Source organism: Sporichthya polymorpha DSM 43042 (assembly GCF_000384115.1).
Taxonomy (GTDB): Bacteria; Actinomycetota; Actinomycetes; order Sporichthyales; family Sporichthyaceae; genus Sporichthya; species Sporichthya polymorpha.
Genome location: NZ_KB913029.1, coordinates 1,153,104 through 1,176,368 on the forward strand (window position 1 = coordinate 1,153,104; position 23,265 = coordinate 1,176,368).

General features: G+C 70.3%; 19 protein-coding genes. 5 read left to right on the forward strand and 14 right to left on the reverse strand.

All coding sequences use genetic code 11. The features are described 5' to 3' along the window. The first annotated feature begins 6 nt into the window (after nucleotides 1-6). Complete coding sequence (locus SPOPO_RS27955; protein ID WP_033384918.1) at nucleotides 7-684, forward strand: TetR/AcrR family transcriptional regulator; 678 nt, start codon at nucleotides 7-9, stop codon at nucleotides 682-684. Here SPOPO_RS27955 and SPOPO_RS0105730 read toward each other — a convergent pair whose 3' ends face one another. From SPOPO_RS0105730 to SPOPO_RS0105770, 9 genes are all read right to left on the reverse strand, one after another. After that, nucleotides 685-2,205 (reverse strand): ABC transporter substrate-binding protein, encoded by a 1,521-nt coding sequence (locus SPOPO_RS0105730; RefSeq protein ID WP_169577161.1) that lies wholly within the window; start codon nucleotides 2,203-2,205, stop codon nucleotides 685-687. Further along, nucleotides 2,192-4,132 (reverse strand): branched-chain amino acid ABC transporter permease, encoded by a 1,941-nt coding sequence (locus SPOPO_RS27960; RefSeq protein ID WP_019873833.1) that lies wholly within the window; start codon nucleotides 4,130-4,132, stop codon nucleotides 2,192-2,194. Before SPOPO_RS27960 ends, SPOPO_RS0105730 begins: the two co-directional genes overlap by 14 nt. Then, nucleotides 4,129-4,572 carry a hypothetical protein gene (locus tag SPOPO_RS0105740; RefSeq protein ID WP_019873834.1) on the reverse strand — a complete coding sequence of 148 codons (444 nt, stop codon included), beginning with the start codon at nucleotides 4,570-4,572 and terminating at the stop codon, nucleotides 4,129-4,131. The genes SPOPO_RS27960 and SPOPO_RS0105740 overlap by 4 nt, the downstream gene beginning before the upstream one ends. Then, the gene (locus SPOPO_RS35035; protein WP_019873835.1) at nucleotides 4,569-4,997 is read right to left on the reverse strand and encodes a hypothetical protein; all 429 of its coding nucleotides are present in this window, start codon (nucleotides 4,995-4,997) and stop codon (nucleotides 4,569-4,571) included. Before SPOPO_RS35035 ends, SPOPO_RS0105740 begins: the two co-directional genes overlap by 4 nt. Continuing rightward, the gene (locus SPOPO_RS0105750; protein WP_019873836.1) at nucleotides 4,994-6,385 is read right to left on the reverse strand and encodes a hypothetical protein; all 1,392 of its coding nucleotides are present in this window, start codon (nucleotides 6,383-6,385) and stop codon (nucleotides 4,994-4,996) included. Before SPOPO_RS0105750 ends, SPOPO_RS35035 begins: the two co-directional genes overlap by 4 nt. 62 nt (nucleotides 6,386-6,447) lie before the next feature. Next, on the reverse strand, nucleotides 6,448-7,932 hold the full coding sequence (locus SPOPO_RS0105755; RefSeq protein WP_051098283.1) for an aldehyde dehydrogenase family protein: 1,485 nt from the start codon (nucleotides 7,930-7,932) through the stop codon (nucleotides 6,448-6,450). 166 nt (nucleotides 7,933-8,098) lie between these two features. Next, nucleotides 8,099-8,911: an SDR family NAD(P)-dependent oxidoreductase gene (locus SPOPO_RS0105760; RefSeq protein WP_019873838.1), complete on the reverse strand. Its 813-nt coding sequence runs from the start codon at nucleotides 8,909-8,911 to the stop codon at nucleotides 8,099-8,101. Further along, nucleotides 8,908-10,446 carry an AMP-binding protein gene (locus SPOPO_RS0105765; protein WP_019873839.1) on the reverse strand — a complete coding sequence of 513 codons (1,539 nt, stop codon included), beginning with the start codon at nucleotides 10,444-10,446 and terminating at the stop codon, nucleotides 8,908-8,910. The genes SPOPO_RS0105760 and SPOPO_RS0105765 overlap by 4 nt, the downstream gene beginning before the upstream one ends. A gap of 32 nt (nucleotides 10,447-10,478) precedes the next feature. Then, nucleotides 10,479-11,807 carry an amidohydrolase family protein gene (locus tag SPOPO_RS0105770; RefSeq protein WP_019873840.1) on the reverse strand — a complete coding sequence of 443 codons (1,329 nt, stop codon included), beginning with the start codon at nucleotides 11,805-11,807 and terminating at the stop codon, nucleotides 10,479-10,481. Nucleotides 11,808-11,946: 139 nt separating this feature from the next. On the opposite strand from SPOPO_RS0105770, the gene SPOPO_RS27965 reads away from it, so the two are divergent. Beyond that, a complete protein-coding gene (locus SPOPO_RS27965) occupies nucleotides 11,947-13,164 on the forward strand; it encodes an amidohydrolase family protein (protein WP_019873841.1) in 1,218 nt (405 codons plus the stop codon). 75 nt (nucleotides 13,165-13,239) lie between these two features. Here the strand turns inward: SPOPO_RS27965 and SPOPO_RS27970 are convergent, their stop codons facing one another. Both SPOPO_RS27970 and SPOPO_RS34725 read right to left on the reverse strand, forming a co-directional pair. Further along, a complete protein-coding gene (locus SPOPO_RS27970) occupies nucleotides 13,240-14,163 on the reverse strand; it encodes an alpha/beta fold hydrolase (protein ID WP_051098509.1) in 924 nt (307 codons plus the stop codon). Nucleotides 14,164-14,328: 165 nt separating this feature from the next. Then, the gene (locus tag SPOPO_RS34725; protein WP_169577162.1) at nucleotides 14,329-14,925 is read right to left on the reverse strand and encodes an endonuclease domain-containing protein; all 597 of its coding nucleotides are present in this window, start codon (nucleotides 14,923-14,925) and stop codon (nucleotides 14,329-14,331) included. Nucleotides 14,926-15,409: 484 nt separating this feature from the next. On the opposite strand from SPOPO_RS34725, the gene SPOPO_RS27980 reads away from it, so the two are divergent. Together SPOPO_RS27980 and SPOPO_RS27985 are read left to right on the forward strand one after the other, a co-directional pair. Then, complete coding sequence (locus SPOPO_RS27980) at nucleotides 15,410-16,204, forward strand: SDR family oxidoreductase (protein ID WP_033384920.1); 795 nt, start codon at nucleotides 15,410-15,412, stop codon at nucleotides 16,202-16,204. Between the two features lie 33 nt (nucleotides 16,205-16,237). Further along, complete coding sequence (locus tag SPOPO_RS27985) at nucleotides 16,238-16,846, forward strand: hypothetical protein (RefSeq protein ID WP_019873845.1); 609 nt, start codon at nucleotides 16,238-16,240, stop codon at nucleotides 16,844-16,846. Nucleotides 16,847-16,866: 20 nt separating this feature from the next. On the opposite strand, the gene SPOPO_RS0105800 is transcribed toward SPOPO_RS27985, so the two are convergent. Continuing rightward, on the reverse strand, nucleotides 16,867-17,523 hold the full coding sequence (locus SPOPO_RS0105800; protein WP_028984549.1) for a peroxiredoxin: 657 nt from the start codon (nucleotides 17,521-17,523) through the stop codon (nucleotides 16,867-16,869). A 171-nt stretch (nucleotides 17,524-17,694) separates the two neighbouring features. Between SPOPO_RS0105800 and SPOPO_RS27990 the strand changes: the two genes are divergently transcribed. Continuing rightward, nucleotides 17,695-21,393 carry a SpoIIE family protein phosphatase gene (locus SPOPO_RS27990; RefSeq protein ID WP_019873847.1) on the forward strand — a complete coding sequence of 1,233 codons (3,699 nt, stop codon included), beginning with the start codon at nucleotides 17,695-17,697 and terminating at the stop codon, nucleotides 21,391-21,393. Between the two features lie 25 nt (nucleotides 21,394-21,418). Here SPOPO_RS27990 and SPOPO_RS0105810 read toward each other — a convergent pair whose 3' ends face one another. Continuing rightward, nucleotides 21,419-21,631 carry a hypervirulence associated TUDOR domain-containing protein gene (locus tag SPOPO_RS0105810; protein WP_019873848.1) on the reverse strand — a complete coding sequence of 71 codons (213 nt, stop codon included), beginning with the start codon at nucleotides 21,629-21,631 and terminating at the stop codon, nucleotides 21,419-21,421. 9 nt (nucleotides 21,632-21,640) lie between these two features. Beyond that, on the reverse strand, nucleotides 21,641-23,089 hold the full coding sequence (locus tag SPOPO_RS0105815; protein WP_019873849.1) for a GAF domain-containing protein: 1,449 nt from the start codon (nucleotides 23,087-23,089) through the stop codon (nucleotides 21,641-21,643). Between the last annotated feature and the right edge of the window lie 176 nt (nucleotides 23,090-23,265).

The following is a 23,265-nucleotide window of genomic DNA, read 5'->3' on the forward strand; positions in this document are numbered from 1 at the left end:
CGCGCCATGGCGAGCAGTGGAATTGAGGCGCGGCGCCAGGCCGCGATGGAAGAGGGCAGTGCGGCCTACATCGCACGCCGCAAGGAGATCGTCCGCGCCGCGGCGCACGTGTTCCGGGACAAGGGGTACGAGGCCACGCTGAAGGACGTCGCGCAAGCCCTCGGCACCGAGCGCGCCTCCATCTACTACTACTTCGGCAGCAAGGAAGAACTGCTGCAGGAGATCGTGCGCGAGGCCCTCGCCCGCGACATGGAGGCCGCGCACGCCATCCGCAAGAGCAAGGACACGACGCCGGCGAAGATCCGCGCGCTGATCGAGTCGATGGTGATCTCCTACGCGGAGAACTACCCCCACATGAACGTCTACATCGAGGACCTCGGCCGCATCGCCCGCCAGGACAGCGAATGGGCGATCGACGTCATCGAGGAGACACGCCAGTACGAGGCGCTGGTCCGCTCGATCCTCCGCCAGGGCCAGGAGGAAGGGACACTGCGCGACGACATCCCGATCAACGTGGCCTCGATGGCGCTCTTCGGCACGGTCAACTGGATGTACCGCTGGTACCGCCCGACCTACCCCGTCCCGCCGGAGGAGATCGCCGACGGGTTCGCGCGCATCTTCCTCTCCGGCTTCGCGGTCCCCGGGGCCGAGGAGGCCGCGGGGACCGCGAAGGGAAAGCAGTAGCTACAGGCAGGTCGGCTTCAGACCCTTCGGCGCGTTGAACGTGCCGTCGGAGTTGAACCGGATCCCGAAGTAGCAGAGGTTCTCCGGCTGGGGTCCGGTGGCCTTGTACGTCGTGGCCGGGATGATCCCGTCGAGCGTCTCGTTCTTGATCTTGCCTGCGCCGACGAAGATGTCCTCCTTCGTCAGCGGCCGCGTCTGCGCCTCGGGCCCGAGCTTCTCGACGATCTTCGCGAGCATCTGACCAGCGGCCCAAGTGCCCGAACCGGAGGTGTCGACCGCCGCGCCGGGGGCGTACTTCTGCATCGCCTCGTGGTACGCCTTCGTCGCCGGCGTGTTGTTGACCAGGTACGGGAACGACAGGCTGGACAGGAACGCCCCGGACTTACGGAGGTTCGGGTCCTTCGGGTCGAAGCTCCCCTGCAGCGCGATCAACGGCAGCTTCGGGAAGTACCCGATGGCCGCGCAGGACTTCGCGGCTCGCTGCAGACCCGCACGGTCGAGGCCCCAGGCGACGACGTCGGCACCGGCGTTCTTCGCGTTCTGGCACTGCGCGGTGTAGTCGGGCTGCGTGATCGAGACCGACCCGGAGTACACGACCTCCATGCCGAACTTCTTCGCGTAGCCGTCCTTGATGATCGTGTCGTTGAAGTTCGACCCGCACGGCGATGCCTCGACGCAGTACAGGACGGCGATCTTCTTGCCGCCGGCCTCGGCGGCCTGCTGGACCGAGCCCGCGATGCCGGCGCGCGGCGTCCCACCGACCGGGTACATGTACTGGTTGGAGTTCCACTCCGGCGCGGCCTGGTCACCGCCGATCGCCGCGACCTTCATCTTGTTCAGTCCGGCCTGGAAGCCCGCGACGTCCAGCGGCACGAAGGCCGCGAAGATCGCGATCGCACCTTCCTTGGAGACCAGGCGTTCGACCGCGGCCTGGCTCAGCGCCGGGTTCGACTGGTCGTCGATCTGGATGAACCGGATCGGGTGGCAGCCCAGGCCGCCCTTGGCGTTCATGTAGTTGACCCACACGTACGAGGTCTTGATGGCGCCGGCGAAGTTCGCGCCGACGAGACCGCTGAACGTGCCCACCTGACCGATGACGACCGGCGGGCCCTGCTGCTTGCAGCCGGCCGCGACGGGGGTCTGCGCGGTGTTGCCGCCCGACGCCTTGGTCCCGGCCGTGTTGCCCTTGGTCCCGGACGAGTTGTTCGTCGTCGCGGTGTTCCCACCGGCGGCGGCGTTCGGCGCGGTGTTCGTCGTCGTGGTGCCCGGGGCGACCGCACCCGGTACGGCGCCGGTGCCGGCGCCAGGCACGACTCCGCCGGCCGGGTCGGTGCCGGGAGTCACGGCGCCGGTGCCGACGTCGGAGGTGACCCCGGCCGGCGCGGCCTCCGCGACCTCTTCGTCGACCCGCGAACCGCACCCGGCGAGGACGAGACCGACGGCCACGGCGACCGCTGCGATGCGTCCGGCGGACGGGCCCGTGCGAGCCCGCGTCGATCGGAACGGACTAGGCGTTCGCATGGGAACGGACCTCCTGGAGACGGGAACCGGTCAGGTTCGGGGTGGCGTCGCCGAAGCGACGCAGGGAGCGTGCGGGGGCGGCACCCTCGGGGCCGCGGTTGCGGGTGAGTTGGCCGAGCAGGGCCGACCCACCGCCCTCCGCGAGCATCGCCGTGGCGATCGCCGCGACGCCGTACCCGAGTTGCAGGTACAGCGCGGCGTCCGGGTTGTCGATGTACACCGGGGCCACGACCGAGAGCAGGGGGGCGACGATCGCCGCGACGATCGTCGACGTGCCGGAGATGACCAGCACGGAGAGGAAGATCAGCGAGTACACGTAGGAGTACGAGTCCTGCGTGATTCCGCCGAAGACCGAGGCGTTGAGCGCACCGGACATCGCCGCCATGGACGCCGACAGGCAGAACACCAGGACCAGCGTGACGTTGGCCGACAGGCCGAGCGTCGTCAGGCCGACCGGGGAGTCCGCCATGCCGCGCAGCAGGCGGCCGAGGCGCGCCCGCTCGATGAGCGCGACGAGCACGATGCCCGCGATCGCGATCCCCAGCAGCAGGAAGTAGTAGGCCTTGTCGCTCTCGAACCAGCCCGGTCGCCCGGTCTGCAGACCGACGCGGCTGCCGAAGAAGTAGCTGCGCGGGTAGAAGTAGTTCGCGAGCAGGACGCCGAAGCCGAGCGTCGCGAGCGCGAGGTACAGACCGGAGAGCCGGATGGCCGGGATCGCGATCAGCGCACCGACGGGGATCGCGACCGCGCCGGCCCACAGGACCGCCATCAGCCACGGGGTGCCGCTGCCGAGCGCGTGCCCGAATGCCGCGGCGCCGATGGCGAAGAAGCCCATCTGGCACAGCGAGATCTGACCCGACGTCCGAACCAGCAGACCGAGGGAGAGGAACAGCAGCACCTGCGAGAGCGCGACGTTCCAGGTGACCAGCTTCTCCTCGACGACGAACGGGACGACGCACGCGCCGGCCAGCACGACGACGGCCGCGGAGGAGCGGAACTGCACCGGCAGCGGCTCGCGCACCGAGCTGCGCGCCTTCACGGTCTGGCCGAGCTCGACGAGCCGCTTCTTCGGGATGAGGAGGAGCAGGAGGAACAGGATGATGAACGGCGCGTTGGTGTCGAGGCCCTGCAGCGAGACGTTGCTGCTGGCCTCCTTGGAGATCAGCGCCTGCACGACGCCGACGATGATGCCCCCGGCGAAGCTCATCGGGAGGTTGGTGAACGCGCCGATCGCGGCAGCACCGAGCGCCTGGACCACGAGCAGCGAGAGCAGGGTGACGTCGAGCTGCTGCTGCTGCGAGGCGAGCAGGACGCCGGAGACGGCGGCGAACCCGCAGCCGATCATCCACGCGGTGCGCCGGACCTTCGTCGGCGAGACACCGGTCATGTCGAGCAGCTCGGGGTTGTCGACGACCGCGCGCATCGCACGTCCGGTTCGCGTCGCGCGGAAGAACGCGTACAGGGCGATCGCCGACACGACACCGAAGACCGTGACCAGGACCTGTTCGTAGGTGACCTGAACACCGGAGAGCGTGAAGGCCCGCTTCTGCGACAGGGCCGGGCTCACCGACATCGGAACGACGCCGTAGATGAGCTGCACGAGCGCCTGCACCGCGACGATCAGACCGACCGTCGCCACGACCTTGTACGTCGTGGACACCTGCGCGAGGCGTCGGGCGATCGGTTCGAACGCGGCGCCGACGACGATGCCGAAGATGACGATCGCGAGGAAGGCCGCGATCCACGGCGGCAGCCCGCCGTCGTCGCGCAGCTTGTAGAAGATGACGGCCGCGCCGGCGCCGATCGCGCCGTGGCCGAAGTTGAAGACACCGGTCGTCTTGTAGGTCAGCACCAGGCCCATCGCCGACAGGCCGTAGACGGTGCCGACGGTGACGCCGATGACCAGGAAGGTCACGTACTCGCTCACGGCTCACACATCCCGCACTGGTCGAGGCCGGCCGGCGAGGGCGCGGCCGCCACGGCCTTGCCGGCCACCAACAGGCAGTCGGCGCGATGGACGAGGGTGGTCCCCGGGACGGTGACGAGGTCGCTCGACCGGCTCTCCGCCGCGACGTCGGCGCGGATCGCACCCGCTGCCCCGGCGAACTGCGCGCGGGCGGTGCCGAGCATGAGGCGCTCGAGGTGACGCAGGTTCCGCAGCCCGACCCGGATCCAGCCCGCCACACCCGACAGCGACACGATCAGCGCGATGCTGCCGACTGCCATCCAGACGGTCTGGTCGGTCCACTCCAGCGTGCCGCTGCACCCGAAGTAGGCGACCCAGATCCCGAGCAGGCCGGCGCCGATGCGCACGCTCGGCCAGACGACCTCGCGGCGTTGCCACGGGCCGTCGAGCACCCAGCTCATGCCTCGTTCACCGCCGTGCTGCGGCGACGGTGGGAAGAGGACGAGCCGTTCGACGCGGAGACCGGGTGCAGCTGACCACCCGCCAGCACCGCGGCCGCCTCCTCGTGCTCCTCCGGCGTCAGGGCGAAGGCCGAGTTCTCGACGTTGCCGCCCTGCCCCGCCGCGATCTTCACGAGCGCGTCGCGGATGCTCCACAGTTCGCGCCACTCGTCACGCAGGTCGGCCGAGACCCAGAGCAGGCCGCCGAGGCCGAGCAGGAAGACGCCGAACAGACCACCGGAGATGATGTAGGGCAGCTGTCGCCCGACGCTGGTGGTGCCACTGATCCCCCACCAGCCCAGGAGCAGCACGATCGCTCCACCGGCGATGCAGACCCAGGCGCCCACCCGGTCCCACTGTGCGCGCAGGAATGTCATCGGGTTCATCGAGATCGCGCTCCCAAGAGTCGGAGAGTCGGAATGGAGAACGTGGCGATCACACCGGCCGCCACCAGGACCCAGTAGAGGTTCGACAGGGCGTCGATGCTCAACGTGGTGGTCGCGGCCTGAACCCGGTCCGCGGCGGGCACGAGGTTCGCGGTCGGCACGCCGCCTGACATCGCGTCAGTTCCGGGGAGAGCGCCCGCACCGTCGAGGCCGCCGGGCAGCAGTCCGGCACCGTCGACCGCGCCGGGCAGGACACCGCCGGTCCCGGCGCCGTCGACGCCCGGAGCTGCCGAGCCGCCGAGCGCCCCGTCCGTGGAACCCGGTACCGGCGAGAACGCGGTGCTGCCCTCGCTGCTGATCGAGGCGTTCGCGCGGCCGAAGACCAGCGTGAAGTCGGTGGGGCCCGTGTACAGCGGGTTGTCCGGCGGGGCCGGCGCCTTCCAGTGCAGCGCGAAGGTCGCGCCGGTGATCCCGGTGGGGGTCTCGACGGCCTTGATGTAACTGATGCGCATGCCCTGCGCCTCGAACGCCTTCTCGACGGCGGCGTTGTCGACCGCGTACTGCTGCGGGCCCGCGCCCGGCAGTTGCACGGTGAACTGGCCGTCGTAGAAGCCGAAGGTCGGGGCGTGGAAGGTCATGCCCGCGAACGGCAATGGGATCTGCGGGAACGGCGGGGTGTTCGGCACCGGCGCCGGCGCCGGGCTGTTCGCCGGGACCGTGAACTCCAGGCCCGGGAAGCGGATGCCGCTGATCGACAGGCTCGACGTCTTCGTCACCTTGCCGTCGTAGCCGCGGAGCACCGAGGCCTTCGAGATGACCTGGCCGATCTCGCCCTGGTCGCCGATCGAGAGCGCCGCGTGCCGCGCGACGGCGTCAGCACTGACCCGCTCGCCGCTGACGCGCACGACCGCGTCGGACACCGACCCACTGCCCTCGGTCCCGAAGACGGCGTGCGAACTCGCGTCGGTCTCCTCGGTCTGGGCGCGCATCGAGATGCCGGGCTGATTGATCTCCTGCTTGCCCTGTCCCAGGCCCGAGGTGACCATGAAGGGGTAGGCCGGCGTCTGCGGCAGGCCCTGCACGATACTCGGGATCAGGCCGGGCACACCCGCGGCGACCTCACCCGGGTAGGGCAGCGACGCGAACGAGGTGCCCGACGGCAGCGAGGTCAGTGCCGCCTGCGCGACCGGACCCGCGAACTGCGGCGAGACTCCGGCCGCGATGGAGGCGTTCTCCATGAGGTAGTCGAAGCCGTACGCGGCCGCGGTGGCGTCGAACGTGCCGGCCGCCGTGGCGTGCCCGGACCACACGAGCGGTGCGCCGGCCAGGATCGCGAACGCGCCGGTGGCGCACAGCGCCCGCCGTCGACGCACGGAACGGTTGCTCATCGGGGGTCGACCTCTCGGATGTGGGGACAGACGGACTGGCCGGGCTCGCCGGAACGGGTGGCTCAGGCGAGGTAGTTGGCCGTCGTGTCGATCTTCATGACCTTGGTCTGGGTCCATTCGAGGTAGCCCTCAAGACCCATCTCGCGGCCGAGGCCGGAGCGCTTGTACCCGCCGAACGGCTGGCCGAGCACGCCGCCGGTGGAGTTGCGGGTGAACGAGCCGGCGCGCACGCGGCGGCCGACGTTGCGGGCGAGTTCGGCGTCGTGCGTGAAGATCGCACCGGTCAGGCCGTACGGGGAGTCGTTCGCGATCTTCACCGCGTCGTCCATGTCGTCGTACGTGAGCACGGTGAAGACCGGACCGAAGACCTCCTCCTGCGCGATCTGCATCCCGTTGTCGACGTCGACCAGCAGCGTCGGCTCGTAGTACCAGCCGCGGTCGAGGTGCGCGGGACGCTTGCCGCCGGCCACGACCGTCGCGCCCTCGGCGACGGCTTCGGCGACGAACTTCTCGCAGCGGTCACGGGTGCGGGCGACCGCGACCGGGCCGAACTCGGTCCCCGGGTCCATCGCGTCGCCGATCTTCAGCGAGCCGAACACCTGCGCGAGCGCACCGGCGATCTCGTCGCGGCGAGCGGTCGGCACGAGGAGGCGGGTGAGCGCGACGCAGACCTGGCCCTGGAACGGCAGCAGCCCGGGCAGCACCATCGGGAGCAGGTCCTCGGTGGAGACGTCCGGGGCGACGATCCCCGCGGACTTGCCGCCGAGCTCGAGCATGGTCTTGACGATCCGGTCGGCGGTGCCGTGCAGCACCTTCGAACCGACCTCAGTGCCGCCGGTGAAGCTGACGACGTCGACGCCCGGGTGCGAGACGAGGTAGGAGCTGGCCTCGCGGTCGGCGGCGAGCAGGCTCAGCACGCCCGGCGGGAGGTCGGCCTCCTCGGCGGCCTCGGCGAAGAGCTGGCCGGTCAGCCGGGTCTCGACGGGCAGCTTGACGATGACGACGTTGCCGGTGAGCAGCGCGGGCAGCACCTTCATGCCGACGTAGGACATCGGGCCGTTGTAGGTCAGGATCGAGACCGCGACGCCGTACGGCTCGCGGTGGATCTCGACCGGGCCGGCGAACCCGTCGCGGCGCTCGAACTCGGGCAGCGACTCGGCGAGCGCGAAGGCGTCGGAGTAGACGGTCGGCGCGACCAGGTTGTTGATCGCGTCGCGGAACGGGGCGGTCGGGCCGCACTCCAGGCCCCAGGCGTCGCCGATCTCGGCGGACCGCTTCATCAGGGCCTCGGTGAACCGGCGGACGTGCGCGATGCGGGCCGCGACCGTCATCGTCGGCCAGGGGCCGTCGTCGAAGGCCCGGCGCGCGGCCTCGACGGCGAGGTCGACGTCGCGGGTCGAGGGCTCGGCGACGTAGGCGAGAACATCCTCGTTGCTGGGGTTGACCACCGCGGCGCGCTCGTCCGTCGCAGCCGGAATCCAGCTGCCACCGACGAAGAACTCGTTCAGATGGCGAAGTGCAGCCGGATCAAAAGTGGTCTCAGACATTTATGTCCCCAAATCGGAATTGGTGTGAGCGTAGCCACAGCCGGGGCCCTCGTCAACACCCGCGTAGACAACACGCGTGTAGATCACCGAGGCGCGGAAACGAGCCGCCACGAGCGATCTCCATGAGACCGTCCGGTGGCACCCGAAACCGCTGCTGAGCTGGGCTTCAGCCGGCGGCGTGCGGTGGGGCGGACGGGACGCGGAGCGGGAAGCGACTGGTCACGCCGCCGTCCAACCGGAGCGTCTGGCCGGTGATGTAACTCGATGCGGGTGAGGCCAGGAACGCCACGGCGTTCGCGGCTTCCTCGGGCGTTCCGAGACGCCCGAGCGGGATCGAATCCGCCATTCCGAGAGCCGCGCTGTTGACCGCCTTGGCGGCGTCGGAAATGACCACACCGATCGCCACGATGTTCATGCGGATGTCGTCGCGGGCGTATTCGAGCGCGACGGAAGTCGCGAGATTCGCGAGCCCGGCCTTCGCGGCGCCGTACGACGCGGCGTAGGGGCTGGAGACGGCCCCGGCGATCGAGCCGATCGACACGATCGAGCCGCCGGTCCCCTGACTCTGCATCTGGCGCAGGGCGGCCTGGACGACCTTGCGGACGTACCCCAGGTTCATCCACTGGATGAGGTCCCAGTTCTCGTCGGTCATCTCGTCGAGCCGGACCCAGGGCGCGAACAGCGTCTGGCCGCCGACGACCGTCACGAGGACGTCGATGCCGCCCAGCGCCGCGACCGTGTCGGCGACGACGCGCTCCAGGGCCGCGGCGTCGCGGACGTCGACCGACAGACCGACGCACTTGGCGCCGGTGCCGCTGAGCTCGGCCGCGAGGGCCTCGGCCTTGTCGCCGGCGAAGTCCGCGATCGCGACCGCCGCCCCGTGCGCGGCGAGCGCCCGCGAGGTCGCGCCACCGTTGCCGGGTCCGGCGCCGCCGATGACGAGGGCGCGCTTGCCTTCGAGGCCCAGCGTCGCGGTCACGACTGCGACTGCTTCAGCAGAGCGCGGTTGACCTTGCCGGTCGGCGTCATCGGCAGCTCCGCGACGAACTCGACGATCCGGGGTTTCTTGTACGAGGCCAGTTCGGCGCCCACGTAGTCGCGGACGTCGTCGGCGCTGAGGTTCGCACCGGCCCGCTGGACGACGACGGCCTTGACGACCTCGCCCCAGTCCGGGTGCGGGACGCCGACGACGACGACCTCCGCGATGCCGGGGTGGTTGCCGAGGGTCCGCTCGATCTCCGAGGGGAAGATGTTCTCCCCGCCGGAGATGATCATGCTCTTGATGCGGTCGAGGATGAACACGTGGCCGTCGGGGGTCCACGCCGCGCCGTCACCGGTGTGGATCCAGCCGTCCCGGATCGTCTCGGCGGTCTCCTCGGGCTGGTTCCAGTACCCGACCATGTTGTTCGGGCCGCGGTGGCACAACTCGCCCATCGTGACGCCGTCCTTCGGCACGAGGTTGCCGTCCTCGTCGAGGATCGCGAGCTCGCTGAACAGCGCCGGGGTGCCGCACGCCTTGAGCAGCTCCGGGTTCTCGCCGGACAGGGCCCGCCGGTGCGAACTGGGGCTCAGGTAGGTGCCGGGACCGAACTCGGTCATGCCCCAGGCCTGCATCATGTCGCAGCCGAAGACCTCGATGGCGTCGCGGATGACCTCTTCCGCCGTCGGGGCGCCGCCGTACTCGACCTGGCGGACCGAAGTGGCCTTGAACTTCCGCTCGCGGGCTGCGTTCACGAGCCGGGGCAGCATCGTCGCGATCGCGAAGAAGCCGGTGACCTGCTCCGCCTCGATGATGTCGAGGCAGGCGTCGGCGTCGAACTCGGCGATGACGACCGGCCGACCCATCGCCAGGTAGGCCAGGCTCATGTAGCCGACGACGTGGAAGAGCTGACCCAGCATCAGGTACTTGTCGTCGGCGTTGATCCGGGCGGCGGACAGGTAGTCCAGGGTGCAGGCCCCGTAGGAGTACTGCGTGTGGACCGCGCTCTTCGGGATGCCCGTGGTGCCACCGGTGGAGATCGCCAGGTACGGCTCGTGGAGCAGCGAGTCCGGGTCGGGCAGCGCCACGTCGGAGTTCGCCTTCGCGAGCACGTCCTCGTACTCCGACGACGAGCCGGGGTTCCACTCGATCCACTGCGCCACGTCCACCGTGCCGCGCACCTGCTCGACCACGTCGGCGAACTCGCTCGCGTAGAACACGACCGACGGGGTCGAGTCCGCAAGCGCCTGGGTCACCTGCGCCGGCGAGAAGCGCCAGTTCAACGGGAACAGCAGCGCACCGGCCTTCGCCGTCGCCAGGTAGAGCTCCATGAGCTCGACGCAGTTCCGCGACAGCGCGGCGACGCGCTGCCCTTGCCCGGCGTCCAGCGTCCCGACCATCGCCTTGGCGAGGAGATCCGTGCGGGTCGCGAGTTCACCGAAGGTGCGGCGGACGCCGACCTCCGGCGCGATCAGTGCCTCGCGGTCGGGGGCGCTGATCGCGGTCTTCGTCGCGAGCCGGCCGATGTTGATCATGCGTCAGGTCTCCTCGCCTCGGATGAGCGAAATCAGAACGCCGTGGCCAGCGGCTTGTGCACGTCGCCCCGGGGGAAGAAGTCGTAGTCGTTCGGGGTGAGCAGCGCGTCCATCTTGAGGCCGATCTCGTCGGCGACCGGCCGGAGCTTGTCCAGGTCGAAGCCCCAGAGCTTGGCGGCGTTCTCACTCAGCATCTTGCGCGCGTCCTCGGGCGAGGCGCCGGCGGCACCGAGGGTGGACCGCAGCCAGTCGAGCGTGCCCGGCCCCGCGCCCCACGTGCCCTCGTGGTGCGGGTAGTCCATGCCGATCTGGATCTTGTCGATGCCGATCTCGTGACGTGCGATCGCCTCGGCGCGGGAGAACAGCGAGCTGCCCATGTGGCACTGGCGCTGGAAGTAGAACGACGGCTTCTCCTTCACGACCTCGCGGACGTCGCGGCGCAGGTAGGACTTCTCCCACGTGTAGTCCATCGACTGCAGGGCGCTGATCACCCAGCCCGAGCCCTGCTCGGTCATCACCAGGTTCAGCCCCGGGAAACGCTCGAACACCCCGCCCCAGATCATGTGCGTGAGGATCTGCTGCGTCGAGAAGAACGCCTGCGCGGTCATCATCGGTACTGCGCACGCCGGGTGCGGAACCGCCATCAGCGTCCCGGTGGCCATGTGGGTGCTGATCGAGGAGATCGCCGTGTGGCTGTTGATCGGCATCTCCAGCTCCTGCAGCACCTCCCAGATCGGGTCGTGCCGGGAGTGGAAGAACGGCGTCGACTCGTCCAGGCTCGGCAGCGCGATGCCGATCAGGCCGTTCTCCTTGGCCCAGCGGATCTCCGCGATCGTGTCGTCGACGTCGGCGAAGCTGACGACGGCGAGCCCGCCGAAGCGGTCGGGGTACGCGGAGCAGAAGTCCGCGAGCCAGCGGTTGTGCGCCTTGTTCGCGACCTCGACCTTCTCCGGGCTGCGCTTGTAGCCGATCAGCGCGGCCTTGAGCGGCGGGTGCAGCTCCCACGGCAGGCCGAAGTCCGGGAACAGGATCTCCCCGGCGATGCCCTCGTGGTTGAGCTCCTTGATCCGCTTGTGCGGGTCGCCCTGGCCCTCGAGCCGGCCGGGCTCGATGACGGTCTCGATCCACTCCTCGACCAGGTACTCATCCATCCGGTTCCGGAGGCTGGCCGGGTCCGTGGTGCGCGCACCGACCTTCTCGAACTCGACGCAGAACTCGGCGAAGTCCTCCTGGTACGCGGCCGGGATGTACTTCGCGTAGTCCTTCATCGGCGCGGTCGCGTGACCGTCCGAGGAGATGATGATCGCCCGCTCACCGGGGCCGGAATTCAGTTCCGCGTTGGTCGGGAAGGTGGAGGACACGTGAGAACTCCCGGGGTCGACGGGGGCGCAATGACAGCGAAATAACCGTAGACGCTGGAAATAGAGCCAGTCAACACCGAGGTTGATTGAGGGCGGATCCGCTGCTACGTTCTCCACCAATCAGGGAGGAGACCCACGCATGCTGCTGGACCGTTTCCCCGGCTTCCCGGAAGAGCTCGCCGGACTCAAGGTCATCGACGCGGACACTCACTACTCGGAACCGCACGACTTGTGGACGTCCCGCGTCCCGGCGAAGTTCCGGACGCAGGTTCCCCACATCGCCGACAACGGCATGGGCGGCCAGTGCTGGAAGTTCAACGGCGACGACCTGCTGTTCTCGTCCGCGGGCAGCGCGAGCGTGATCCGCAAGGACGGCACCAAGTCCGCGCTGCTGGACTGGGACATCCAGAACGGCACGATGCCGATCCACGAGATCCACCCCGCGTCGTACGACCCGGTCGCGCGCCTCGAGGAGATGGACCGGCAGGGCGTCTGGGCGCACATCATCTACCCGAACGTCGTCGGCTTCGGCGCGCACAAGCTGATCAAGCACAGCAACCAGGAACTGGCCCTGGAGATCCTCAAGATCTACAACGACGCGTGCGGCGAGATGCAGGCGACGTCCGGCGGCCGGCTCTACCCGCAGGCCCTCGTGCCCTTCTGGGACCTCGACGCCGCGCTTCAGGAGATCCAGCGCTGCAAGGAGGAGCTCAAGCTCACCGGGATCACGATGAGCAGCGCGCCCCACGCCGCGGGGCTGCCGCCGATCATCGACAAGCACTGGGACCCGATGTGGGAGCTCTGCACGGCGCTGAAGATCCCGATCAACTTCCACGTCGGCAGTTCCGAGTTCGACCGTGAGGCCTTCACCTCCGGGGTGTGGCCGGGGCAGGACCCGATCCGCACGCACGTGATCGGCTGCGTGCTGCTCGAGATGAACAACGCGAAGATGCTCGCGAACCTGCTGACGTCGGACCTGCTCGTCCGCTGGCCGGACCTGAAGTTCGTCTCGGTGGAGTCCGGCATCGGCTGGATCCCCTACGTCCTCGAGCGCCTGGACTACCAGCTGCTGGAGACCTCGCTCGACGGTCGCGTGTGGGAGCAGCCCACCGCGAAGGAGTTGTTCCGCCGCTCGGTGTACGGCTGCTTCTGGTTCGAGGAGGCCGCGCCGTCCCGCGTCCTCGACTTCATCGGGTTCGACAACGTCCTGTTCGAGTCGGACTTCCCGCACCCGACCTGCCTCTACCCCTCCCCGGTCGAGCACGCGCTCAAGGTGCTCGAGCCCTGGGGCCCGGACGTGATCCGCAAGGTCATGTCGACCAACGCCGCCAACCTGTACGGCATCCCGGTCGACTGATCACCTGATCGACATCAGAACGGCCCCCGGAGTTCGCTCCGGGGGCCGTTTCGCTTGTCCAGCAGGGCATCCGCCTCAGCGGGAGACCGGCGGTTCCTTGTCGTGCCGACCCGGCATCTCGGCGCCCTTGAGCGTGAGGAACCGGCGCAGCGCGGCGTACGTCTCGACCGGCGCCTCCTCGGGGAGGAAGTGCGCGCTCGGCAGCGCCTCGCCGCGGACGTCCTCCGCTTTCTTCTGCCACTCGGCGACGACGTCGTGCTTGCGCCCGACGTACCCGTGCTCGCCCCAGAGCGCGAGCAGCGGGGCGGTGATCTTCTGGTCGAGGTCGGCCTCGTCGTGCTCGAGGTCGATCCCCGCGCCGGCGCGGTAGTCCTCGCACGCGGCGTGGATGGTGGCCGGGTCCGAGAACGCCGCGATGTACTCGTCGAGCGCGGGCTGACTGAACGCCTGCATGTCCGTGCTCCAGCTGCGCAAGCACCAGCGCAGGTAGAACTCCGGGTCCGCGCCGATCATCCGCTCGGGCAGGTCGTACGGCTGGCTCAGGAAGAACCAGTGGTAGTACGACCGCGCGAGGTCGGAGTTCGCGTTCCGGAACACCGTGTGCGTCGGGAGAATGTCGAGCACCGCGACCTGCTCGATGCGCTCCGCGTGGTCGAGCGCCATCCGGTGCGCCACCCGTCCCCCGCGGTCATGGCCGACGACGGTGAACGTCCCGAAGCCGAGCGCCTCCATCACCTCGACCATGTCCTGCGCCATCGCGCGCTTGGAGTACAGCTCGCCCCCGGGCTTGCCGTCGGGCTTCCCGCTCGCCCCGTAGCCCCGCAGGTCCGCGACCACGACCGTGTAGTCCGTCGACAGCGCGGGTGCGATCCGGTGCCACATCGCCCCGGTCTGCGGGAACCCGTGCAGCAACAACAACCCCGGCCCCGACCCCGCGACCCGCACCGAGATCGGCACCTCAGCCGTCGAAACCGTCGCCTTGCGGAAGAAAGAAAGAATGGGAAGCACGCGCCAATTCTTCCCTATCGCTTTCTATTTCCACCAGGTGGGTCTACGTCCGTGTTGACGGGAGCCGCGGACGGCGGTCCCCAGTGGGTGACAGGGTTGCAACGGATGGGGCGCCGGAGCGCGGTGATGGCGCCTCAGGTGTTGCAACTGTGTCGCTCACTGGGGAGACCACGCGCCCGAGCGCCACGGCGGCCCCAGGCGCCACACGCGCTCGATCTGGGCGAGCACGCCAGGGAGGCGGAACCGCACGTCCTCGAAGGAAAAGCGGAGCACGACCGTCCCGCGTTCGATGAGCAGGTTCCCGCGACGGCGGTCCTCCCGGTACTGCTGTCGAGTCGAGTGAAACTCGAACCCGTCCGCCTCGATGACCAGCCAGCCGTCGAGCACGATGTCGACCCTGCCGACGCCACGGAAGCGAACCTGGATCGCGACGTCCGCCCCCAGCAGGACGACCAGCAACCGCAGCACAGTCTCCAGGGGTGACTCCGCGAGGTCGTCGACGAAGCGGACGGCCTGCCGCAGCGCCGCGGCGCCGTGACCCCGCGCGGCATCCGCAGCCGTCCGAAGGGTCGCCAGCGACACCCCGCCGCCGTGCGTTGCGGAGTCGAGTACGACGTCGGCGTCGAGCAGCGGCATCGTCCGCCCGCAGTCCAGCGCGGTCCGCAGCGGCGCGGTGAGCGGCCGAAAGCCGGGCAGGTCCGCCGCGCGAAGTCGAGCGCGATGGAAACGACCCCCGCCGCCCGCTCCCGGCACGAGGGGACGGTGATGTGCACGGCGGCAGGGGGATTCCAGAGCGCGAACCCGTGCATCGCCGCCGCGCTCGCATGGGACAAGGCTCCGCCGTTCCGCACTGCCAGCACCAGCGCCGGATCCGCGGTGGGCAGGGCGTAGGTGCCGTGGCTGATCGACAGCGGACCTTCTCTCGCGGCGCGCAACTCGGCGTCCGACACCCCCATCGCTCGCAGCTGTTCCCATCGCGCGGCACCACCGCACGCCACCAACACCGCCCCTAGTTCCATCCGCGCAGCGTGGCCGTCTTTTCCGGCCGCGGTTCCGGAGTTGTGGACAGATTCGGGGGTGTGGCGGGCTGTGGAAATCCGGCTCCGCCCCAGTGAGCGACAGAGTTGCAACGCCTGAGGCGACTTTCGACCGCCAAGGCGCCGCATCCGTTTCAACCCTGTCGCTCAGTGGGGCCGGTCGCTCACTGGGGAATCCGGCGGGCGGGAGAATCGGGGACATGGAGACGCGAGGGACAGCGCTGGTCACCGGTGGGGCGTCGGGGATCGGGAGGGCGACGGCGGAGCGGTTGGCGGCCGAGGGGTACGAGGTCGTGATCGGGGACGTCGATCCGCGGGCGGAGGTGGTCGCGGCGGAGATCGGGGGGACGGCGCGGGTCCTCGACGTCACCGACCTCGGCGCGTGGGAGCGGGTCGCGGCGAACCTGCAGCAGGACGGCCGGCAGCTGAGCGCCCTCGTGCTCAACGCCGGGATCGCGGGCGGGGGCACGGACCTCGGGAGCCTCGACCTCGACCGGTACGCCCAACTGATGCGGGTCAATGTCGACGGGGTGGTCTACGGGCTCCGGACGATGCTCCCCCACCTCGCGCGGCCGGGGGTCGTGACGGTCACCGCCTCGCTCGCGGGGCTGATGGGCGTCCCGGCCGACCCGGTCTACGCGATGACCAAGCACGCGGTGATCGGGCTGGTGCGCAGCACCGCGGCGGGGCTCGCGACCGAGGGGGTGCGGATCCATGCCGTCTGCCCCGGGTTCGTCCAGACGCCGCTGCTGGGAGCGGCGCAGCAGCAGTTCGAGGCGGCCGAGTTCCCGCTGCTGACGGCCGACCAGATCGCCGCCGCACTGGCGGACCTCGTCACCGGCCGGTCCCGGGCCCTGGTGACGGTGCTGCAGCCGGGCCGCGACCCGGTCGACTACGCGTTCGCCGGGATCCCCGGCCCGCGCCTGCTCGACGGGTCGAAGGCGCCGGACCTGCCGGACGACCTGCGCCTGGAGCCGTCCGACCCGCCGGCCTAGTTTCCGCAGGCCGCGGTCGGGCAGTCGGCAGACGTGCTGTTCCTCGAGACACCGGCCCGCGCCCTCCGCACCGCGGCGGGACTGCCCGGCCGCGTCGTCCGACTGGTCGAGGACGCGGAGGACCTGCTCGCCCGCACGCGCAGCGTCCTGGCCGCGGCGGAGGCGACCACCGAGGACGCCGCGGAGACCCTGGGCTCCGCCCGCACCCTGACGCAGGACGCCGCCGGGATGGTCACGCAGGTGCAGCCCGAGCTGCAGAAGGTCCTGCCGCTGCTGGAGAAGTTCGCCAACGGACTCTCGCCCACGGAGGTCGAGGCCGCGATCCGGCTCGTCGACGAACTCCCGACCCTGACGCGGTCACTGCGGGAGGACGTCCTCCCGATCCTCGGCACGCTGGACCGGGTCGGACCGGACATCAACGAACTGCTGCACGTCATGGACGACGTACGCCGCGCGGTGCTCGGAATCCCGGGCTTCTCGTTCTTCAAGAAGCGCGGCGAGGAGATCATCGAGGAGCACCCGGACCTCGAGACACACCCGCGCGACGACAGCCCGCGCGACCACACCCCGCGCAACGACAAGCCGGCCGAACCGAACGTGCGCCGCGACGGCTTGGCCCTCGCGGCGACGTTCCGTCCCTGACGGTCCCTCAGGTAGGCCGTCTACTTCGGCTGCGGCACGATCCGGATGTAGGGCTTCGGCTCCTTCCAGGTGCCGAAGATCTCCTTGGCCTGGTCGTTGTTCACCGAGCCGGCGATGATGACGTCGTCGCCGGGCTGCCACTGGGCGGGGGTCGCGACCTTGTGGTTCGCGGTCAGCTGCAGGGAGTCGATGACCCGCAGGACCTCGTCGAAATTGCGGCCGGTGGTCATCGGGTAGACGAGGATCAGCTTGATCTTCTTGTCCGGACCGATGACGAAGACGTTCCGGACGGTGAAGTTGTCCATCGCGGTGCGGCCCTTGGCCTCACCCTCGGTCTCGGCCGGGAGCATCCCGTACGCCTTCGCGACGACGTAGTCCTTGTCGCCGATCAGCGGGTAGTTCGGCGCGGTGCCCTGGGTCTCCTCGATGTCCCGGGCCCAACCCTCGTGGTCCTCGGTGGAGTCGACGGAGATGCCGATGATCTTGGTGTTGCGCTTGTCGAACTCGGGCTTGATGCGCGCCATGTAGCCGAGCTCGGTCGTGCAGACCGGGGTGAAGTCCTTCGGGTGGGAGAACAGCACCGCCCAGGAGTCGCCGATCCACTCGTGGAACTTGATGGTGCCCTGGGTGCTCTCGACCTCGAAGTCGGGGGCGGTGTCACCGATACGCAGGCCCATGTCCATCTCCATCCGGTCGGGGTCCTCTACTACCACTATCCAATGTCGAGCAACCGTATAGCGATTCCCGACTTCCTGCCGCCCGGGGGGCGGACTTGCGGGGCACGTCACTCTCAGCGAGACTCCACTCGGTCGACGCGACCGCCCCAACGGTCCGGAGCTCGCTTACCGATGAACGATCAGCCCCGGCTGCAGCGTGACCTTGCCGCCGTGCCGTGGGCGCAGACCGCGCTCGGCCCTCCGGAGACCTGGCCCCAGAGCCTCCAGACCGCGGTCCGAACGATGCTCGGGTCCCGGTTCTCGATGTGGATGGCCTGGGGGCCGGAGCTCACCTTCTTCTGCAACGACGCCTACCGCCGCGACACGCTCGGCACGAAGTACCCCTGGGCGCTCGGCCGGCCCGCCCGCGAGGTCTGGGCCGAGATCTGGCCCGAGATCGGGCCCCGGATCGAGAGCGTCATCACCACCGGCGAGGCCACCTGGGACGAGGCCCTGCTGCTCTACCTGGAGCGCTCGGGCTACCCCGAGGAGACGTACCACACCTTCTCCTACAGCCCGCTCGCCGACGACGAGGGCACGGTCGCCGGGATGCTCTGCGTCGTCAGTGAGGACACCGCCCGGGTCGTCGCCACCCGGCGCATGGCGACGCTCCGCGACCTCGGGGCCGCCACCGCCGGTCTGCTCGACGTGGCCGAGATCCGCACCGCGGTCGCCGGCGCGCTCGACCGCAACCGCTTCGACTTCCCCTTCGCCGCGCTCTACACGGCGGTCGGCGACAAGACGTCCGAGGCTCGGCTCGACGCTCTCGTCGGCCTCACCGAGGAACCGGCGGTCGAGATGCCGCTGCCCGAGCGGGACCCGGTCGTCGTGGAGCTCCCCGAGAAGTTCGGGACGCTGACGCCCGGCGGCCCGCCGAACCCGCCGACGCGGATGAAGGTCCTGCCGCTGACGTCGGCCGGGGCCGCGCCGCACGGCTGGCTCGCCGTCGGGCTGACGCCGCACCGTCCGTTCGACGACCCGTACCGCGGCTTCCTGCACGTGGTGGCCCGTCAGATCAGCGGTGCGCTCAACGTCGGGACGATCTACGCCCAGCAGCGCCGCCGCGCGGAGGAGCTGGCCGAGCTCGACCGCGCGAAGACGCAGTTCTTCACGAACATCAGCCACGAACTCCGCACTCCGCTGACGCTGATGCTCGGGCCGCTCGGGGACGCGCTGGGCGACGCCGCGCATCCGCTGGCCGCGGTCCACCGCGACCGTGTCGAGGTCGCGCTGCGCAACGCCGAGCGGCTGCTCGGCCTGGTCAACACGCTGCTCGACTTCTCACGCCTCGAGGCCGGGCGCGTGACTCCGACGCTCGAACCGCTGGACCTCGCCTCCTACACGGCCGACCTGGTGCGGATGTTCGACTCGGTCGCCCTGGCCGCGGGGCTGGCGCTCGACACCGAGCTGCCCCCGGCCGGACGTCCGGTCCCGATGGACCGCGACATGTGGGCGAAGATCGTCCTCAACCTGCTCTCGAACGCCGTGAAGTTCACCTTCGCCGGCGGCATCTCGGTCGCATTGCGCATGCCGGACTCCCACGCGGGTTCGTCCCTCGAACTCACGGTTCGCGACACCGGCATCGGAATCGAGCCCGCCGACCAGGCACGGCTCTTCGAGCGGTTCACGCGGGTCGAGGGCGCGCGTTCGCGGTCGCACGAGGGCTCCGGCATCGGGCTCGCGCTCGTGGCCGAACTGGTGGACCTGCTCGGCGGCACGGTGGAGTTGGAGAGCGCTCCGGGCGTCGGGTCCGTGTTCACCGTGCGGGTCCCGATCGCGCCGCCCGCAGCCACGCCGCCGGAGGGCGAGGCCACCGACCCGCAGATCCGCACCGACGTCCGCCGCTTCCTCGACGAGGCCGCCCGGTGGGTCGGCACGACCGCAACGACGACGATGGCGCCGAGCGGGACCGGCGACGAGTCGCACGGCCGGATCCTCGTCGTCGACGACAACGCCGACATGCGGGCGTACCTGGCCTCGCTGCTCGGGGGCACCTACACGGTCGACCTGGCCGTCGACGGCCTGGACGCCCTGGAGCACGTCACCACGAGCCTGCCCGACCTCGTGCTCACCGACGTGATGATGCCCGGACTCGACGGCTTCGGTCTGGTCGCGCGACTGCGCGCGGACCCGGCGACCGCGGACCTGCCGGTGATCATGATCTCCGCGCGTGCCGGGGAGGACGGCGTCGCCGATGGACTCGAGGCCGGCGCGGACGACTACCTCACCAAGCCCTTCACCGCGAGGGAACTGCTCGCCCGCATCCGCGCGAACCTCGGGCTCAAGCAGGCGACGCGTGAGCGCGCCGCCCTTGAGGACAGTCGTGCCCTCCTCGACCAGGCGCAGCGATTGGCACGGGTCGGCTCGTGGGCCGTGGATCTGAGGACGTATCAGATCACTACGTCCACGCAGTTCGCACGCATGCTGGGCGCCACGGCCGAGGATTTCGCCGACCTTGACATGGAACAGGCGGCCGAGACCTACCTGTTCCCCGAGTCCCGCCAGGAGGTCATCGACGCCCTCCTCGCGGGTCGGAACGGAGGACGGATCTCCGTCGAGGCGACGTTCCGGCGGGCGGACGGCTCACCGGTACGGATGCAGATCGACGGCGAGGTCGAGCGCGACGCCGACGGCATCCCCGTGCGGTTGCTGGGCTCGATCCAGGACATCGAGGAGCGGACCCTCGCCGTCGAGCAGGCGGCGGCGGAAGCGGCGGCGCGCGAGGCTGCGGTCCGGGAGCACCGGATCGCCGAGGAGCTGCAGGCCAGCCTGCTTCCGGGCTTGGACTTCGACCCCGACTACCTGCAGGTCGCCGCTTTCTACCGTGCCGGCGTCGAGGGCACACAGGTCGGCGGCGACTGGTACGACGTCATCGAACTGGGCGCCGGCCGGACCGCTCTGGTCATCGGCGACGTCATGGGCCGCGGGGTGCGCGCGGCGGCGGTGATGGGGCAGCTGCGCTCGGCGATCCGCGCCTACGCGCGTCTCGACCTCCCGCCGGCGGACATCCTCGAGCTCGTCGACGGCGCGGTGCGCGAGCTCGGCGAGGACCAGATCGTCACCTGTGTCTACGCGGTGTTCGATCCGGTCGAGCGGACGCTGTCCTTCGCCAACGCAGGGCACCTGCCGCCCCTGCTCGCCTCCCCCGGCCGCCCCGTTCGCGTGCTGGCGGACGGCGCCGGTCCGCCGATGGGGAGCGGCCCGATCGCGATGTCCGGCGAGTCCGTCGAACTGCACGCCGGCGACACGCTCGTCCTCTACACGGACGGACTCGTCGAGCGCCGGTCCCGCGACATCGACATCGGCGTCGAGTCCCTCGCCGCGGGTCTGCGCGAGCTGCCGGAGGACCTCAACGAGGGACCGCCGGCCCTGGTCGCACGGATGCTGCCCGACGGCCCGGATGACGACATCGCGATCCTGCTCGCCCGGATCCCGCACACGGATTCCGCCCTGCGGTCCGCGATCCTCCCGGTGCCACCGGACCTCGGGGGGATCGGCGCCGTGCGCGATTTCGTCACCGGCACCCTCACCGAGTGGGGCATCAGCGGCACGCCGATCGAAGACATCACCCTGCTGGCGAACGAACTGACCACGAACGCCCTGACGCACGGTCAGGGCGAGGTCGACCTGCGGCTGCGCCTGGCGCGCGACGCGGTGATGGTCGAGGTCAGCGACGAGGCGACTGTCCTCCCCCGGCGGCTGCGCTCCGGCCTGGAGCACGAGCACGGCCGCGGGTTGCTGCTCGTCACGCACCTCGCCGAGCGGTGGGGCGTCCGCCCGACCCCGAACGGCAAGTGCGTGTGGTGCGTCGTGTCGTTGCGCCGGACCTGACCGGGGCGCCGAATCTGACGGAGATTCAGGCGCGTTTGAGCGCCGACGGCTTGTGCACCGCTTCGCCGCTGCCGGACTCGCTCCGCACGAGGTACTGCGGGTTGCCCCGGGACGCGCGGACGGTGCGGCCCGCCGCCTCGGTGTCGGAGGTGATCTTGCGGAGCATCACCCCGGTCGCGCTGCCGCCGTGGGACTGCCAGGTCACCTTGTCGCCCTTGCGGAACGTCTTCTTCGCCATGAGGCGGCGCTACCCGTTCTCGTCCGTCCGGATGCGGACGAGGCTCTGGGCGAGGACGTCGGCGAGCGCGCGGACGTAGCGGGTCTGCGCGGGGGCGTCGTAGCGGCTGCTCGGCGGGAAGGCCATCCCGAGCACCCCGAGGCGGCGTTCGCCGACCTGGAGCGGAACGACGTGCAGCGCGCGCTCGGTCGGGAACAGCCCGCGGAGCGGCGGGTAACGCTCGGCCAGCTCGGCCAGGGAGTGCACCACGATCGGCCGGCCGGTGCGGTAGACGATCGCCGACGGGATGCCGGCGTGGACCGGGACGTCGTCGTAGTCCGCGGACCCGGCCTCGGGGGCCACGTCCTGGCCGAGGGCGTGCAGGTGGTCGCCCTCGCGCACGTACACCCGGGCGACGAGGGCCCCGAGCTCGCGCACCCCCGCGGCGATGACCGTCCGCGCCATGTCCTCGGCGTCCGAGACCTCGGCGAGCGCGGCGTTGATGCGCTGCAGCAGGTCGAGGCGGGCGGCCGCCTCCCGCAGCACGGAGAGGTCCTCGACCTCCTGGACGAGCACCTCCGCGAACGGCACCGGCTCCTCCGGCCGGTCGCCGCGGGCGTACGCGCGCAGTTGCGAGATCAGGCCGCCCACGTACCAGCGCCGGAACAGCTGGTGCACCGCCGGGGTCTCGAGGTTGAGGATGCGCGCACTGCGGGCGTACTGGTCGACCTGCTCGAGCGCGGTGAGGTACCGCTCGCCCGCCTCGATGGCCGTGAGCGGCAGGGCGAAGACGAGGTCGGTGTGCCGGGTCCCGCACGCGGCGGACGCGGCGGCCTGCTCCTTGAGCGCGGTCCGCGCCTGGGCGAAGTCGGCGGTGACGACGTCGACGAGGGCGTCGAGGTCGGACGGCAGCGGGGAGGCCGCCTCGCCCCGGGCGAGGGTGAGCTCACGGACGACGTTGTCGATGTGCTGCTTGGCCTCGAGCAGCAGGCGCGTCGGCACGGCGCCGAGGGAGACGGTGAAGGCCTCCTCGGTCTCGTCCTCCCAGGCGTCGAGGAACGCGTCGAGATCGACCTCGGGCGGTTCGGGCCGGTCCGCGGAGCCCGGGCGCAGCACCGCCCAGACGACCTTCCCGCCGTTCTCGTCGGGGTCCACGCCCCACGACTCGGCCAGGGCGGCGACCACTGCCAGTCCACGCCCGGTCATCGCGTCGTCGCTCTGGGCGGGCAGGACGAGACGGCGCCGGCCGGCGTCGGCGACCTGGACGCGCGCGGCGCCGGCCCCGAGGGCGGTGAGCCCGACCAGGATCGGCGGTTCGCCGTGCAGCTGGGCGTTGGTGACGAGCTCGGTGAGGACGAGCTGGGCGTCGGCGATGAGGTCCTCCGGGAGCCCGGCGAGCTCCTCGGCGGCCAGGGCGCGGCACCGGGCAGCGGCGTCGGGGCCCTCGATCGGCCGCAGCACCGGCTGCGCCGTATCCATCCCGAAGCCTCCTGTGGACGTGGCAGCCCCCGGCCGTCAGGGCCGCACACACCGCCGAGGACGTTACCGGAGTACGGGTCGGGTTCTGTGTCCGCCGAATGGCTGTCTTTGTGCGACGAAATTTGTACGCAGCGTAAACAAAGTGACGAGCGCCACGTGCGCCGCCGCCACGCCAT

Bases quoted from the DNA above. Each gene is read 5' to 3' on its own strand.
- SPOPO_RS27955 (WP_033384918.1), top strand. From the start codon at position 7: ATGGCGAGCAGTGGAATTGAGGCGCGGCGCCAGGCCGCGATGGAAGAG.
- SPOPO_RS0105730 (WP_169577161.1), bottom strand. From the start codon at position 2,205: ATGCGAACGCCTAGTCCGTTCCGATCGACGCGGGCTCGCACGGGCCCG.
- SPOPO_RS0105740 (WP_019873834.1), bottom strand. From the start codon at position 4,572: ATGAGCTGGGTGCTCGACGGCCCGTGGCAACGCCGCGAGGTCGTCTGG.
- SPOPO_RS35035 (WP_019873835.1), bottom strand. From the start codon at position 4,997: ATGAACCCGATGACATTCCTGCGCGCACAGTGGGACCGGGTGGGCGCC.
- SPOPO_RS0105750 (WP_019873836.1), bottom strand. From the start codon at position 6,385: ATGAGCAACCGTTCCGTGCGTCGACGGCGGGCGCTGTGCGCCACCGGC.
- SPOPO_RS0105755 (WP_051098283.1), bottom strand. From the start codon at position 7,932: ATGTCTGAGACCACTTTTGATCCGGCTGCACTTCGCCATCTGAACGAG.
- SPOPO_RS0105765 (WP_019873839.1), bottom strand. From the start codon at position 10,446: ATGATCAACATCGGCCGGCTCGCGACGAAGACCGCGATCAGCGCCCCC.
- SPOPO_RS27965 (WP_019873841.1), top strand. From the start codon at position 11,947: ATGCTGCTGGACCGTTTCCCCGGCTTCCCGGAAGAGCTCGCCGGACTC.
- SPOPO_RS27980 (WP_033384920.1), top strand. From the start codon at position 15,410: ATGGAGACGCGAGGGACAGCGCTGGTCACCGGTGGGGCGTCGGGGATC.
- SPOPO_RS0105800 (WP_028984549.1), bottom strand. From the start codon at position 17,523: ATGGGCCTGCGTATCGGTGACACCGCCCCCGACTTCGAGGTCGAGAGC.
- SPOPO_RS27990 (WP_019873847.1), top strand. From the start codon at position 17,695: ATGAACGATCAGCCCCGGCTGCAGCGTGACCTTGCCGCCGTGCCGTGG.
- SPOPO_RS0105810 (WP_019873848.1), bottom strand. From the start codon at position 21,631: ATGGCGAAGAAGACGTTCCGCAAGGGCGACAAGGTGACCTGGCAGTCC.
- SPOPO_RS0105815 (WP_019873849.1), bottom strand. From the start codon at position 23,089: ATGGATACGGCGCAGCCGGTGCTGCGGCCGATCGAGGGCCCCGACGCC.